The following is a 14257-nucleotide window of genomic DNA, read 5'->3' on the forward strand; positions in this document are numbered from 1 at the left end:
GCAAGGGCACGGCAGGCTCCGGACCCCGGCAAGTCCCAAGCCGGCGAAAAACCAGTACGGTTAAAGATGCAAGTCCACTACCGAATCGATGAGGCGAACATGAGAAGCACGATGCGGACCATCAGGCCTGCATGGCTGGTGGCCGTGGCCATTGTCCTGGCCGTCCTGGGATGGGTGGCCACCGAGCTGACCTCCCGCGCCAGCCTGGCCCTGCCCGTGCTGCCGCTCAGTTCCCTCGCCACGATGGGCCTCATAGTTGTTGTGTGCCTGATCCTGGGCCTGAAGGTGCGCCGCTGGCGCGACGGCAAGCGGGACAAGGTCCTTGACCCGCTTATGGCCGCCCGCACAGTGGTGCTGGCCCAGGCCTGCGCCTACGCGGGGGCCGTGCTGCTGGGCTGGCACACCGGGATCCTGCTGGACCAGCTGCCAACGCTGGGCCTGCGCACCGAGCTGGGCGTGATCTGGCAGATGGCAGCCCTCATGGCCGGCGGCGTGGTCATGGTGGCCGTGGGCGTCGCCGTCGAACGTTTTTGCAAGCTCCCGCCCGAGGACGGCGAACCGCCTGCGCCCCCACGCACCAAGCGCGAAGGACACGGAGAGGAAGAATTTGCCTAGGCAGCACAGCAGCGCCATTGACCCCGAGGGTGTGCAGTTCCTGCGCGTCTCCGAACGGCTCATCACCGCACGCTTCATTTCCGCCGGCATCGGCGCTCTCATTTTTCTGGCCATCACCATGGTGCCGCTGGCCCTCAAGCTCACGGGCGTGTGGGGCGGATACCCGGCCTGGCTGGCCTGGGCGGCCCCCGCAGTGGTGCTTGTCATCGCAGCGTGGGAGATGGTGCTGATCCCGCGCCAGGTGCGGGCCATCGGCTACGCCGAACGCAACGAGGACCTGCTGGTCAGGGGCGGCATCCTGTTCCGCCGCGTCATGGTGGTTCCCTACGGCCGCATGCAGTACGTGGACGTCACCATGGGTCCGCTGGAGCGCATGCTGGGCCTGAGCACCATCCACCTGCACACCGCATCCCCCGGCACCAACGCCGTCATCAACGGCCTGCCCGCCGCCGAGGCCGGACGCCTGCGCGAGGCGCTTTCGGCCCGCGGTGAGGCCAAATTGGCCGGGCTGTGAGCGGCCCCCTCACCGGCGGCCCCCTCTCCGCCGATCCCGTCTTCACCACCGACTCCGAAGAGACCTGGCACCGGGTCCACCCGGTCTCGCCCTTGGTCCGCGGCTGGGTTGCCGTGGCAGCGGTCATTTTCATCTTTGGCCGCAACTCCTTCGACTCCCTGCTGGCCGGCGGCTGGGAGGACGGGGGATCCGTGACTGGCGGGACGCCCGTGGGGATCATTGGCGCCGTGGTGGGTGCCGCCGTCGTCATTTTCGGCATCTCCTTCTTCCTGTCGTGGCGCTTCACCCGCTACCAGGTCACGGATGAGCATGTGCACATCAACTCCGGCGTGGTCTTCCGCCAGCAGCGCCAGGCGCGCATTGACCGGGTGCAGGCCATCGACGTTGTGCAGCCGCTCGTGGCGCGCGCCTTTGGGCTCGCGGAGCTGAAGTTTGAGGTGGCCGACGGCGGGAAGTCGGCCATGAAGCTGTCCTTCCTGAAGCTGGACGAGGCCAAGCGGCTGCGGGCGGCAATCCTTGCCCGTGCGGCGGGCGTTCCGATGGACCCGCAGGCCCCGGGGCAGGTCCACGAGGCCCCGGAGAACCATGTCCTGACGCTGAATCCTGGCCGCATTGTCGGTGCGGCGTTCTTCAGCGGCACCACGGTTTCCCTGTTGATCGTGGGCATTGCGGGGGCCGTTGTGGTCTCCCTCAGCAAGGAGCCCTCCATCCTCGTGGCGGCCATCCCCATTGCGCTTGCCTTCATTGCCGCCTACTGGAAAGCCGTCACCACGGACTACAACTTCCGGGTTGCCGTGTCCCCGGACGGCGTCCGCCTGCACTACGGCATGCTCGAAACCCGCGCGCAGACCATCCCGCCGGGCCGGGTCCAGGCCGTCGGCGTCACCCAGGGCCCCATCTGGCGGATGGCCGGCTGGTACAAGGTGCACGTCAACGTGGCCGGCTACGGTGCGGACTCCTCGCAGAACGGCACACGCTCGGTGCTCCTGCCCGCAGGCACCCTTGATGAGGTCATGACAGTGCTGGGCCTGGTGTTCCCGGACCCCGGCACGGACCGGCCCTTCGAGGTGTTCACGGCCGGGCTGCGCGGCAAGGGCACGGACGGGGGCTTTGTGAACTCGCCGCGCCAGGCCCGCTGGGTCGACCCCCTGGCCTGGCGGCGCAACGCCTTCCACGCCACCGGAACGGCGCTGCTGTGCCGCCGCGGCTTCGTTTACCGGCAGCTGGACGTTGTGCCGCACGAGCGCACGCAGTCGCTGGGTCTGCGCCAGGGTCCGCTTGCGGCCGCCCTGGGACTGGCCAGCTTTGAGCTGCACTCGACGGTGGGGCCCGTGCGGCCGCTCGTGAAACACATGTCGGTGGCCAACGCCCTGGCACTCTTTGATGCCCAGGCCCTGCGGGCGGCCATGGCGCGGCGCATCCACAGGGCGGAAAAATGGCTGGCGCCGGAGGTGCCCGCCACGCCGCCGCCAACAGAAGCAAACAACAGCAATGAGGAGACAAACCGTGGCGATTAAGCCGGGACGGCTGGGCATCGGAATCATTGGCGCCGGCAAGGTGGGCGCCGTCCTGGGGGCAGCGCTGCGCGGAGCCGGGCACGCCGTCGTCGGTGTTTCCGCCGTGTCCGAGGCATCTAAGGAGCGGGCCGAGCTGCTCCTGCCCGGGGTCCCCGTCCTTGAGGTGGCCGAGATTGTGGAACGCGCCGAGCTGGTGCTCCTGGCCGTGCCCGACGACGTGCTGCCCGAGCTCGTGGCCGGGCTCGGCACCATGGGGGCCTGGCAGGCCGGGCAGCTGGTTGCACACACCTCCGGCCGCTTCGGCACGGGTGTCCTGGCCCCCGTGAAGGCCGCTGGCGGCATCCCACTGGCCCTGCACCCCGCCATGACGTTCACGGGCATGAGCCTTGACTTGAACCGGCTGCCGGATTGCACCTTCGGCGTCACGGCCGATCCCGCCATGTTGCCTATCGCACAGGCGCTCGTGGTGGAAATGGGGGCCGAACCCGTGGTCATCGCCGAGGCCGACCGCGTGCTCTACCACGCGGCCCTGGCCCACTCCGCGAACCACATGGTCACGCTCGTGGCACAGGCGGCACAGGTGCTGGGCGACATCGGCGTGGAATCGCCCAACCAGGTCATGGGCCCGCTGCTGCGGGCGGCCCTGGAAAACGCCCTGGCCTCCGGTGAATCGGCGCTGACCGGCCCCGTGGCCCGCGGCGACGCCGGAACCGTGGCCGCCCATGCGGCGGCCCTGCGCGAGCACTCCCTGGACACCGGCGCGGCCGACATCCTCGACGCCTATCTCGCCATGGCCACGGCAACGGCCGCCCGCGCAGCCAAGCGCCGGCTCCTCTCCGCCGAGGCCTACCTTGGCGTGCAGGCCGCCCTCACCGCGGACGACGCCGGGCCCTCCGGCGCGGCCACCGGCGCCTAGGGCGCGTCCCGGCCCCGGAACGCGGGGGCCGTGCAGTTTTTGAGTTGTCGACTGTCCTGAAATGAAGAAAGTGAAGACCATGAGCATTGCCTTGGTGACAACCATTGCCGAACTGAAGGCCGCAACCGCGGCGCTGCTGGAGGAACGGGCCGGGGCCGGTGCCGCAGAATCGGGCACGCTGGGCCTGGTCCCCACCATGGGGGCCCTGCACCACGGCCACGCAGCATTGGCCCGTGCCGCAGTTGAAGAGAACTCCGTGGTGGTGGCCACCGTGTTCATCAACCCACTGCAGTTCGGCGACCCCGGCGACCTGGCCCGCTACCCTCGCACCACCGAGGCGGACCTGGCCCTGCTGGGCGAGGCCGGCGTGGACATCATGTTTGCCCCGTCCGTGGAGGAGATGTACCCCGGCGGCGAGCCCATGGTCCGCGTCACGGGCGGAACCATGGGCGAGATACACGAGGGGGCCTCCCGGCCCGGGCACTTTGACGGCGCCCTGACAGTGGTTTCCAAGCTGCTCCACGTGGGCATGCCCAACACGGGCCTGGCCGCGCCGGATGGCTCCGGGCGCCCGGCCTACCGGGCCTACTTTGGCCAGAAGGACGCCCAGCAGCTGGCCCTGGTGCGGCGCATGGTGGCGGACCTGAACTTCCCCGTGGACATTGTGGCCGTGCCCATCATCCGCGACGCCGACGGGCTCGCCTCCTCGAGCCGCAACCGCTTCCTGTCGGCCGAAGAGCGGGAATCGGCGCTGGTGCTTTCACGCGCCCTGGAGCTGCTCAAGGGCCGTGCCGACGCCCACGAGCCGCTGGACATTCGCTCCGCCGAGGAGCTGGTGCGCAGCGCCCCGGGCGTTGAACTGGACTACCTGGAGGTGGTGGACCCCGACACCCTCGCGGTGCGGGCCGAGCTCTGCCAGGACACACCCTTCACGGGCCAGGCGCTGGCGATCATCGCGGCCAAGGTGGGGCCCGTCCGGCTCATCGACAACGTGCTCCTCGGTTAGCCGCCAGGCGGCAGACCGGCATCTCCTCGGCTGGGCCCCCGGGCGCGAGGGGCCCGCTGCGAGCATGCGAGCAGTGGGAGCGGGTGGGGACTATCCGCCCGACGGCCGCGGGCGGCCTTTCGGTCTCCTTTACGCGGCCTACGGAAACGCCGGCTCTGCCGCCCTTGAAGGGCAGCGGAGCCGGCGTTCTGCGTGAGCCTGGGACTACAGCCTTGCAGCCACCTCGGCCACCGTGGGGTATGCGGTCTGCGTGCCCTTCTTTGTTGCGGCCAGCGCCGCAGCAACCGAGGCGTAGCGGGCGGCATCGGCCAGCGTGCTGCCGTCGGCCAGGCGTGCGGCAACTGCGCCCGTGAAGGCGTCGCCGGCACCTGTGGTGTCAACGGCGTCAACCACTGTCGGGGCAATGCGCACCACGGGCTCGGCGGTGTTGGTGGAATCCAGCACTACGGAACCCTGTGAGCCTAGTGTCACCAGGACCTGGTGCAGCCCGCGCGCGGCGAACTTGTCGATGGCGCCGTGCCAGTCCGCGACAGGTGCGTCGGGGGCCGGCATGGCAAAGCCGCCCAGGAACTGGGAGGCCTCGTGGGCGTTGACCAGCAGCACGTCCGTCAGCTGCGCGAGCGCATCGGCCACGGGAGCGTAGGGCGAGAGGTTCAGCAGCACTGTTGCCCCGGCGTCGTGCCCGGCCTGGGCAGCAGCCTGCACGGTCTCCAGGGAGACCTCCAGGCACAGGCACACCACGGCCGCGTCCCCGAACAGGGCCGGGGCCATGTCGGCCGGGGAGAGGGTGCCGTTGGCGCCGGCGTTGATGATGATGGTGTTTTCCCCGCCCGCATCAACCGAGATGACAGCAACGCCCGTGGGCTGGGCCGTGCGGCGCACATGGCTGACATCCACGCCTGCCCCGGCCGTGGAGGCCACGAGCATGTCGCCGTTGGGATCCTGGCCCACGGCGCCCAGCAGGGTGACGGTGCCGCCCAGCTTGGCCGCCGCAACGGCCTGGTTGGCGCTCTTGCCGCCCGGGTTCACGGCAAAGCCGTTGCCGTGCAGCGTCTCGCCCGGGTTGGGAAGGCGTTCGGAGTAAATGGTGAGGTCCGCGTTGAGCGAACCGGCCACCACTATGCGGGCTGCTGTCATTGGGAAACCTCTGCGTCGACGGGCTTGGGAACCAGCAAGGAGGCGGCAAAGGCTGCCGCCGTGATGGCGAGGGCAACAATGACCACCGTCAGGTAGGAGCCGTGGCCGCCCAGCGGGGCGGTGGCAACCAGGACGGCCGGCAGGACCAGGAAGCTGAGCCCGGCGCCGAGGTTGAAGGCGCCGGCGTTCATGCCGGGCAGGAATCCGGGGTTTCCCTCGGGGGAGAGGACCACGCCAAGGCCATTGAGCATGATGTTCACCGTACCGGCGTACATGATGCCCAGCAACACGGTTCCGGTGATCATCCACGGCAGGCTGTGCAGGCCCAGGAAACCAACAATGGCCAGGGCAACAATGCTGCCCAGCAGGCCCACGCGCAGCATGGTGGTGTAGCCGATGACCGGGGCCAGGCGGCCCGTGATGGGACCGAAGAGCCAGCCCAGCAGGGCATACGGTGTCAGGATGATCAGGCTCATCTGCGTTGCGCCGATGCCAAAGCCGGGGTCCACAGCCTGCACGAATGCCGGGACAATGCCGTTGATGACCGCGAAGATGCCTGTCATGGTCAGCATGGTGGTCAGCAGCGGGGCCCAGGTGGAGCGCTGGCGCAGGTGCACTGTCTCAACCATGGGGTGCGGGGACACCTTCTCCACCTTCCAGAAGGCCATGAAGGAGACAACGGAGACCAGGGCCAGTGCCAGGGAGGTCACGAGCGGGACGGTGGCCATGCCACCAATGAGCTTGCTGGCCTCGTTCAGCGCGGTCAGCAGGGCACCCACGGCAACGACGATGAAGAACACGCCGAGCCAGTCCATCTTGGTGCCCTCGCCGGGCTTTGACTCCCCGGCCAGGAGTGCGATCAAGACCACGGCAACAGCGGCGATGACGACCATGAGCCAGAAAATGCTGCGGAAGCCAAAGTGCTCCGCAAAGTAGCCGCCCACAAAGGAGTCAATGCCGGCGATGCCGCCGTTGACGGCCGTGATCAGGCCCATGAGGGCCCCGTACTTCTTGGGGTCCTTGACGGCGGAGCGCAGCATGATCAGGCACAGCGGGACTGTGGGGCCGCTGACGCCTTGGATGATGCGGCCCACGAAGAGCCAGGTGATGTCCGGTGCCATGGCGGAGATGATGGAGCCCACGCCCATCAGGATCATCATGCCCACCAGGACCTTCTTGCGCCCGATGATGTCGCTCAGGCGCGGCAGGAACAGTGAGAAGACGGCGGCGGCAGTGAAGAACCAGGTCTGGGACAGGCCAATGGCGGCCTGGCTGGCGTTGAGTTCCTCGCCCATGGTGACCAGGGCGGGGCTGAGCATGGAGGCGTTGAGCTGGAAGGCCACACAGGCCGTCAGCAGTGCGACCATCAGGGCCGTGATGTTGCCGGCCTTGCTGGTTTTTACGGAGAGGCTCACGCGTCAACCTCGCCAATGTTGACCAGGGCGTCGGTGACCATGTTCCAGAACTTCGCGTGGTCCAGCTTGACTGCCACGGAGGTCTTGCAGTCGGCGGGGGCAGGGGCGCGGAAATCGGCCACTGTCATGCCCAGCGTCAGGGTGCCGGTCAACTCGATGTCGACGGGGACCTTCTGGGTGGTCATGACGGTGGGGTCGATGACGTAGGCCACGGCGCAGGGGTCGTGGACGGGCGGGTAGTCAAAGCCCTGGGCGTCCTTGTACGTCTTGGTGAAGAACTCCATGAGCTCCATGACGAACTTGGCCGGCTTGGTGCCCACGGCGTCGATGGCCGCGCACACCTCGGGGGTGGCCAGCGCCTGGTGCGTCAGGTCAAGGCCCACCATGACAACTTCCCAGCCCGCGTTGAACACGATGTGGGCGGCCTCGGGGTCGATCTTGATGTTGAATTCGGCCACGGGGCTCCAGTTGCCCACGTGGTAGCCGCCGCCCATGAGGACGACTTCCTTGACCCGCTCCACAATGCGCGGTTCCTTGCGGGCAGCCATGGCGATGTTGGTCAGCCCGGCCGTGGGAACCAGGGTGATGGTGCCGGGCTCGTGGGACATGACAAGGTCAATGATGAGGTCGACGGCGTGGCGCGGGTCCAGCTCGATCGCGGACTCGGGCTGGGCGGGGCCGTCCATGCCGGACTCGCCGTGGATGTCCGGCGCGGTTTCAATGCTGCGCACCAGGGGACGGTCGCAGCCGGCGGCGAAGGGGACGCCGGTGATGCCGGCGATGGTGCCAACGCTCAGCGCATTCCTGGTGACCTTGGCCAGGGTCTGGTTGCCCACCACTGTGGTCACGGCCAGCAGCTCAATATTGGGGTTGCCGTGCGCCAGCAGCATGGCCACGGCGTCATCGTGCCCGGGGTCGCAGTCAAGGATGATCTTGCGGGGCTCGGTGGCCGTTGCTGTTTGAGGGGTGGCAGGTATTTCCGAGTTCACTTTTTCTCCACGTCGTTGGGGTGCGGCTCCGGTTGGCCGGGGGCATGCGCGGGACTTGCCCGGCACGGTCGCTCCATCCACGTTAAGCGCTTGACGTCGGTCACGTCAAGCGCTTGACGTGCCGCGCCTGCGGCGCACGGGCCACGGCACCGATACGATCTATCCATGCCTCCGCCGACAACTCCCACGCCAAGCACCGCCGGGCACAGCAGCGAGCTGTCCCCGGGCGGGCAGCTGCCCGCAGGTGCTGGCCGCCGCGTCACGGCGGCCATGGTTGCCGCCCGCGCCGGCGTCTCCGCCGCGACGGTGTCGCTCGTGACCAGCGGCAAGACAGCGGGCCGGGTCTCGCAGGCCAACATTGACAAGGTTGATGCAGCCGTCACCGAACTGGGCTATGTGGTCAACGGCCTGGGCAGCTCACTTGCCAAGGGGCGCAGCAACATTGTGATCCTCGTGGCCCCCGACGTCTCCAACCCGTTCTATGCGAAGGTCATTGCCGGCGTCAGGGAGGGAATCGGCCCCGAATTCCAGCTTCTCCTCTCCGTCACCGAGGCCGGCCACACGCCCGAATCCGCAGATGTGCGCAGGCTCCTGGCCCTGCGCCCGGCCGGACTCCTTGTGGACGCGCCCAGCGCCCGCTTCCTGGCCGAACTGCAGGTCAGCGACCCCATGGTGCTCCTGGACGCCGCCGGCATTGAAAGCGCGGCCCCCTCGGTGAACTTCGACGTGGCCCACGGTGCCCGCATGCTCGCGGCACACCTGGCGCAGCAGGGACACCGCACTGTGGCCTATCTGGACAGCACCACCGGCACCGAAACTTTCCGTGTCCGCCGAGAGGCCTTCTTCCGGGAAGCGGCCCGGCTCGGCATCGACGTCGCGGCGCAGGGCGAGGCCACGATTGACGTCGGCGCCGCCGCGCTTGCCTTCACCGAAGCGTGGCCGGGCTGGTCGCACCAGGGGGTGACCGCCGTCGTGTGTGCCACCGACACGCACGCCTACGGGGTGCTCCAGGAAGCCCGCGTGGCCGGGGTTGCCGTCCCGGCAGCACTTGCCGTCACGGGCTTTGACGACCTGCCCTACTCCGAGACGTCAAACCCCGGCCTTACCACCGTGCAGCTGCCCGCGCTGGAAATGGGCAAGCTGGCAGGGGAGCTGCTGCGCGGGCTCATGGCAGGGGAGCAGGCTGCCGCCCCGCACCTGACTCTGGACGCCGCTCTGGTGGTCCGCGGATCCACCGTGGACCCGGTCCTGGCCGGTGCCGGGCAGGGGCTCCCAGCGGGCTGAAACGGGGCACGGAGGGTTCACCCAGATTCAGCAACTAAACTAGTGAACCGTGAGCGCAGAAAATACCCTGACCCCCGAGCCCAGCGACGTTTCCGAGCAGATGCTTGTCCGGATGGACAAGCGCGCAAAACTGCTTGAACGCGGCGATCAGGCGTACCCCGTGGGGGTGGCGCGGACCCACACCCTGGAGGAAATCCGGGCCAAGTACCCCGAGCTGGAAGCCGACACCGCCACGGGCGAGATTGTTGGCGTCAGCGGCCGCGTGGTCTACGTGCGCAACAAGGGCAAGCTGTGCTTTGCCACCCTTCAGTCCGGTGCCGGCACCCGCCTGCAGGTCATGCTGTCGCTGGCCAACGTCGGCGAGGAGGCGCTCGCAGATTGGAAGTCACTCGTTGACCTGGGCGACCACGTGTTCATCAAGGGCGAGGTCATCAGCTCCCGCACCGGCGAGCTCTCCATCATGGCCGCCGAATGGGCCATGGCATCCAAGGCGCTCCGCCCCCTGCCGGTGCTGCATGCCGAACTGTCCGAGGAAATGCGCGTCCGCCAGCGCTACGTCGACCTGATCGTGCGCGACGCCGCCCGCGAGCAGGTCCGCACCCGCTCGGCCATCATCAAGGCCATCCGCGACACCCTGCACGGCGAAGAGTACATCGAGCTGGAAACACCCATCCTCCAGCTCATCCACGGTGGCGCCTCGGCCCGCCCGTTCCGCACCCACCTGAACGCCTTTGACCAGCCGATGACCCTGCGCATCGCCATCGAGCTGTACCTCAAGCGGGCAGTTGTTGGCGGCATGGACAAGGTCTTTGAAGTGGGTCGCATTTTCCGCAACGAGGGCGTTGATTCCACCCACAGCCCCGAATTCACCATGCTGGAAGCCTATGAGGCCTACGGCGACCAATTCACCATGGCCAAAACCATGCAGCGCATTATTCTTGCCGCGGCCGACGCCACCGGGTCCCGGGTAATTGAAACCGAACGCGGCCAGATCAATCTCGACGGGGAATGGCCCTGGCTGCCCGTCTACAAGGGCCTTTCCGACGCCGTTGGCGTTGAAATCACGCCCGCCACTACTGCGGATGAATTGCGCAGCATTGCCGCAAAGCATGAGGTGGGAATTGATCCCGCCTGGGATGCCGAAAAGCTGGTCACCGAGCTGTTTGGTGAAATTGTGGAACCCACCCTTATCCAGCCCACATTTGTTTGCGACTATCCGCCGTCGGCCCAGCCGCTGGCCCGACAGCACCGCGACAAGCCGGACCTTATTGAGGCGTGGGACCTTATTATTGACGGACGCGAAACAGGCACCGCATTCTCGGAACTCATTGACCCGGTCATCCAGCGCGACCGCCTGACCCAGCAGTCCCTGGCCGCAGCGGCTGGCGACCCCGAGGCCATGCAGCTCGATGAGGACTTCCTGCGCGCCCTGGAATACGGTGCACCGCCCATGGGCGGGCTTGGCCTGGGCATTGACCGGCTGGTCATGCTCTTTACCGGGACGGGCATTCGCGAAGCCATTCTCTTCCCCTTGATGAAGCCAGAGTAGGAGCGGAACGGTTATGGAATATGTTGCAGTTATCCTGCCTTCTTTGGGTGTTGGGGCGCTTTTCTACTTCGCCATGAAGGCTATATTCAATGCCGACAGGTCGGAACGTGATGCGCTGGCAAAGGCAGAACGCGATGCGGATTCGAACGGCGACGCCGGCCAGTAAATGAAGATTTAGTCAATCTTTCTTTGACGCGGTTCAATTTTGGCCACATAATTGTCATGAAGTATTCATCAAATCTATGTGAGGCGATTACGACCCATGGCACAGAAAATCCACGTCACGCTTGTTGACGACATTGACCAGAGCCCGGCCGATGAGAATGTCACGTTCGGCCTCGATGGAATCAATTATGAGATTGACCTTTCCGCCGACAATGCACAGGCCCTGCGCGACGCGCTGGCAACGTACATTGGCGCCGGGCGCCGCGTAGGCGGCCGTGCCGTCCGTGGACGTGGCCCCGCAGCCGCGCCCAAGAGTGCCAGCGACGTGGCCCAGATCCGGGCATGGGCCCGCGACAACGGCTACACGGTGCACGAGCGCGGCCGCATCCAGGCCGAAATTCGCGACGCATACAACGCGGCGCAGGGCTAGGCAATACCTGGTTGGGGCGCCCAAACGCCCCGCACACCGGCGGGACCACCACAAAAGGTGGTCCCGCCGTCGTGCTTTAACGGGGTGCCCCAATGGGACCTCTTTGAAAGTTGCTATTTCCCCTGTGGCGAACAAGCCACCACAAGTGGCCGGCACTGCGTAGCATCAAAGTACGCAGTAAAAGGAGTGTGGCGAAAATGTTTGAGCGATTTACCGATCGAGCCCGACGTGTTGTTGTGCTGGCCCAAGAAGAGGCCCGCATGCTCAACCACAACTACATTGGCACTGAGCACATTCTGCTCGGCCTCATCCACGAGGGTGAAGGTGTTGCCGCCAAGGCCCTGGAGTCCTTGAACATTTCCCTTGACGGGGTCCGTGAACAAGTCCAGGAAATCATTGGACAGGGGCAGCAGGCGCCCAGCGGGCACATTCCCTTCACCCCGCGCGCCAAGAAAGTCCTGGAACTTTCGCTGCGCGAGGCGCTGCAGCTTGGCCACAACTACATTGGCACCGAGCACATCCTGCTCGGGCTGATCCGTGAAGGCGAAGGCGTTGCAGCACAGGTGCTGGTGAAGCTCGGTGCCGACCTAGGCCGTGTCCGCCAGCAGGTCATCCAGCTGCTCTCCGGCTACCAGGGCAAGGAACCCGTCGCCAGCGGCGGCCAGCAGCCCGAAGGCCAGCCGGCAGGCTCGGTGGTCCTGGACCAGTTTGGCCGCAACCTGACCCAGGCCGCGCGCGAAAACAAGCTTGACCCGGTCATCGGGCGCGAGCACGAGATGGAACGCGTCATGCAGGTCCTCTCCCGCCGCACCAAGAACAACCCTGTCCTGATCGGTGAGCCCGGCGTGGGCAAGACCGCCGTCGTCGAGGGCCTGGCCCAGGCGATCGTGCGCGGCGACGTGCCGGAAACCATCAAGGACAAGCAGCTTTACACGCTGGACCTTGGCTCACTGGTTGCAGGTTCGCGCTACCGCGGCGACTTTGAGGAACGCCTGAAGAAGGTCCTCAAGGAAATCCGCACCCGCGGCGACATCATCCTGTTCATCGACGAGATCCACACCCTTGTGGGTGCCGGTGCCGCCGAAGGCGCGATTGATGCTGCCTCGATCCTCAAGCCCATGCTGGCCCGCGGCGAGCTGCAGACCATCGGCGCCACCACGCTCGATGAGTACCGCAAGCACATCGAAAAGGATGCCGCCCTGGAACGCCGTTTCCAGCCCATCCAGGTCCAGGAGCCCTCGGTTCCGCACACCATTGAGATCCTCAAGGGCCTGCGCGACCGCTACGAGGCACACCACCGCGTCTCCATCACCGACGGCGCCCTGAGCGCCGCCGCCACGCTAGCCGACCGGTACATCTCCGACCGCTTCCTGCCGGACAAGGCGATCGACCTGATCGACGAGGCCGGCGCCCGGCTGCGCATCCGCCGCATGACGGCTCCGCCGGAGCTCAAGGCCATGGACGGCGAAATCGCCGCGGTCAAGAAGCGCAAGGAAGACGCCATTGACGCCCAGGACTTCGAGGGTGCCGCCTCGCTGCGCGACGATGAGCAGAAGCTCATCAGCGCACGTGCCGAAAAGGAACGCCTGTGGAAGTCCGGCGGACTCGATGAGATTTCCGAGGTTGATGAAGAACTCATCGCCGAGGTCCTCGCCAACTCCACCGGCATCCCCGTCTTCAAGCTGACTGAGGCCGAGTCCACGCGCCTGCTGAAGATGGAAGATGAGCTGCACAAGCGTGTGGTTGGCCAGAACGACGCCATCAAGTCGATCTCCCAGGCCATCCGACGGACCCGTTCCGGGCTCAAGGATCCCAAGCGCCCCGGCGGCTCGTTCATCTTCGCCGGCCCCACCGGCGTCGGCAAGACCGAGCTGGCCAAGGCGCTGGCGGAGTTCCTGTTCGGCGACGAGGACGCGCTCATCACGCTGGACATGTCCGAATACTCGGAGAAGCACACCGTGTCCCGCCTGTTCGGCGCCCCTCCCGGATATGTCGGCTACGAGGAAGGCGGGCAGCTGACCGAAAAGGTCCGCCGCCGCCCGTTCTCCGTGGTCCTGTTCGACGAGGTTGAAAAGGCGCACGCCGACCTCTTCAACTCGCTGCTGCAGATCCTCGAAGACGGCCGCCTGACCGACAGCCAGGGCCGCGTGGTGGACTTCAAGAACACCATCATCATCATGACCACCAACTTGGGAACGCGTGACATCTCCAAGTCGATCGCCACCGGCTTCCAGTCGGTATCGGACAAGCAGACCGGCTACAACCGCATGCGCGCCCGGGTCACCGAGGAACTCAAGCAGCACTTCCGCCCCGAGTTCCTCAACCGTGTTGACGATGTTGTGGTCTTCCCGCAGCTGACCCAGGACGAGATCATCGAGATCGTGGACCTCATGGTTGCACGCCTCGAGTCCCGCCTGGCAGACAAGGGCATGGGCATTGAGCTCACGCCCGCTGCCAAGATCCTGCTGGCCACCCGCGGCTACGACCCCGCCATGGGTGCCCGCCCGCTGCGACGCACCATCCAGCGCGAGATCGAGGACCACCTGTCCGAGAAGATCCTGTTCGGCGAGCTGAACACCGGGGACATCATCTCGGTGGACGTCGAAGGAGAGGGCGACGACGCCAAGTTCACGTTTGTGGGCACGGCCAAGCCGACCATTCCGGACGCCATCACGGCATCTGCATAGTCCGCATTCGCGGTTCACAAAGGGCGCACAACC

The 14257-nt window shown here is 66.6% G+C and carries 13 protein-coding genes; 10 read left to right on the forward strand and 3 right to left on the reverse strand.

The window, feature by feature from the left end; translation table 11 throughout:
- Positions 1-111: 111 nt before the first annotated feature.
- The 5 genes from PCK14_RS07310 to panC all read left to right on the forward strand — a co-directional run bounded on the left by PCK14_RS07310 (position 112) and on the right by panC (position 4568).
- Positions 112-615, forward strand: a complete 504-nt coding sequence (locus tag PCK14_RS07310; RefSeq protein ID WP_442864681.1) for a DUF3180 domain-containing protein — start codon at positions 112-114, stop codon at positions 613-615.
- Positions 608-1129, forward strand: coding sequence for a PH domain-containing protein (locus tag PCK14_RS07315; RefSeq protein WP_269937800.1), 522 nt, complete (start codon positions 608-610; stop codon positions 1127-1129). The genes PCK14_RS07310 and PCK14_RS07315 overlap by 8 nt, the downstream gene beginning before the upstream one ends.
- Positions 1126-2646: a PH domain-containing protein gene (locus tag PCK14_RS07320; RefSeq protein ID WP_269937801.1), complete on the forward strand. Its 1521-nt coding sequence runs from the start codon at positions 1126-1128 to the stop codon at positions 2644-2646. Before PCK14_RS07315 ends, PCK14_RS07320 begins: the two co-directional genes overlap by 4 nt.
- A complete protein-coding gene (locus PCK14_RS07325) occupies positions 2636-3562 on the forward strand; it encodes a Rossmann-like and DUF2520 domain-containing protein (protein WP_269937802.1) in 927 nt (308 codons plus the stop codon). Before PCK14_RS07320 ends, PCK14_RS07325 begins: the two co-directional genes overlap by 11 nt.
- A gap of 79 nt (positions 3563-3641) precedes the next feature.
- Positions 3642-4568, forward strand: a complete 927-nt coding sequence (panC, locus tag PCK14_RS07330; RefSeq protein WP_269937869.1) for a pantoate--beta-alanine ligase — start codon at positions 3642-3644, stop codon at positions 4566-4568.
- Positions 4569-4772: 204 nt separating this feature from the next.
- Here panC and PCK14_RS07335 read toward each other — a convergent pair whose 3' ends face one another.
- Genes PCK14_RS07335 through uriH form a run of 3 tightly spaced genes read right to left on the reverse strand, consistent with a single transcriptional unit; the run spans position 4773 to position 8109 of the window.
- Complete coding sequence (locus tag PCK14_RS07335) at positions 4773-5705, reverse strand: ribokinase (protein WP_269937803.1); 933 nt, start codon at positions 5703-5705, stop codon at positions 4773-4775.
- The gene (gene uriT, locus PCK14_RS07340; protein ID WP_269937870.1) at positions 5702-7072 is read right to left on the reverse strand and encodes a uridine transporter UriT; all 1371 of its coding nucleotides are present in this window, start codon (positions 7070-7072) and stop codon (positions 5702-5704) included. The genes PCK14_RS07335 and uriT overlap by 4 nt, the downstream gene beginning before the upstream one ends.
- A 44-nt stretch (positions 7073-7116) precedes the next feature.
- Positions 7117-8109 carry a uridine-preferring nucleoside hydrolase UriH gene (gene uriH / locus PCK14_RS07345; protein ID WP_269937804.1) on the reverse strand — a complete coding sequence of 331 codons (993 nt, stop codon included), beginning with the start codon at positions 8107-8109 and terminating at the stop codon, positions 7117-7119.
- A 270-nt stretch (positions 8110-8379) separates the two neighbouring features.
- On the opposite strand from uriH, the gene PCK14_RS07350 reads away from it, so the two are divergent.
- The 5 genes from PCK14_RS07350 to PCK14_RS07370 all read left to right on the forward strand — a co-directional run bounded on the left by PCK14_RS07350 (position 8380) and on the right by PCK14_RS07370 (position 14224).
- Positions 8380-9393 (forward strand): LacI family DNA-binding transcriptional regulator, encoded by a 1014-nt coding sequence (locus PCK14_RS07350; RefSeq protein WP_269937871.1) that lies wholly within the window; start codon positions 8380-8382, stop codon positions 9391-9393.
- Positions 9394-9493: 100 nt separating this feature from the next.
- Positions 9494-10942, forward strand: coding sequence for a lysine--tRNA ligase (gene lysS / locus PCK14_RS07355; protein ID WP_269937872.1), 1449 nt, complete (start codon positions 9494-9496; stop codon positions 10940-10942).
- Positions 10943-10955: 13 nt separating this feature from the next.
- Complete coding sequence (locus PCK14_RS07360; RefSeq protein WP_269937805.1) at positions 10956-11108, forward strand: hypothetical protein; 153 nt, start codon at positions 10956-10958, stop codon at positions 11106-11108.
- Between the two features lie 96 nt (positions 11109-11204).
- Complete coding sequence (locus tag PCK14_RS07365) at positions 11205-11537, forward strand: histone-like nucleoid-structuring protein Lsr2 (RefSeq protein WP_269937806.1); 333 nt, start codon at positions 11205-11207, stop codon at positions 11535-11537.
- 197 nt (positions 11538-11734) lie between these two features.
- The gene (locus PCK14_RS07370) at positions 11735-14224 is read left to right on the forward strand and encodes an ATP-dependent Clp protease ATP-binding subunit (RefSeq protein ID WP_269937807.1); all 2490 of its coding nucleotides are present in this window, start codon (positions 11735-11737) and stop codon (positions 14222-14224) included.
- Positions 14225-14257: the final 33 nt, after the last annotated feature.

Source organism: Arthrobacter sp. HY1533 (assembly GCF_027568515.1).
Lineage (GTDB): Bacteria > Actinomycetota > Actinomycetes > Actinomycetales > Micrococcaceae > Specibacter.

What these genes read in the sequence shown, in the direction of transcription:
- PCK14_RS07360 (WP_269937805.1), top strand. Translation starts at nt 10,956, where the DNA reads ATGGAATATGTTGCAGTTATCCTGCCTTCTTTGGGTGTTGGGGCGCTT.
- PCK14_RS07310 (WP_442864681.1), top strand. Translation starts at nt 112, where the DNA reads ATGCGGACCATCAGGCCTGCATGGCTGGTGGCCGTGGCCATTGTCCTG.
- PCK14_RS07365 (WP_269937806.1), top strand. Translation starts at nt 11,205, where the DNA reads ATGGCACAGAAAATCCACGTCACGCTTGTTGACGACATTGACCAGAGC.
- panC (WP_269937869.1), top strand. Translation starts at nt 3,642, where the DNA reads ATGAGCATTGCCTTGGTGACAACCATTGCCGAACTGAAGGCCGCAACC.
- PCK14_RS07350 (WP_269937871.1), top strand. Translation starts at nt 8,380, where the DNA reads ATGGTTGCCGCCCGCGCCGGCGTCTCCGCCGCGACGGTGTCGCTCGTG.
- uriT (WP_269937870.1), bottom strand. Translation starts at nt 7,072, where the DNA reads ATGGTCGCACTGCTGACGGCCTGTGTGGCCTTCCAGCTCAACGCCTCC.
- lysS (WP_269937872.1), top strand. Translation starts at nt 9,494, where the DNA reads ATGCTTGTCCGGATGGACAAGCGCGCAAAACTGCTTGAACGCGGCGAT.
- PCK14_RS07335 (WP_269937803.1), bottom strand. Translation starts at nt 5,705, where the DNA reads ATGACAGCAGCCCGCATAGTGGTGGCCGGTTCGCTCAACGCGGACCTC.
- PCK14_RS07370 (WP_269937807.1), top strand. Translation starts at nt 11,735, where the DNA reads ATGTTTGAGCGATTTACCGATCGAGCCCGACGTGTTGTTGTGCTGGCC.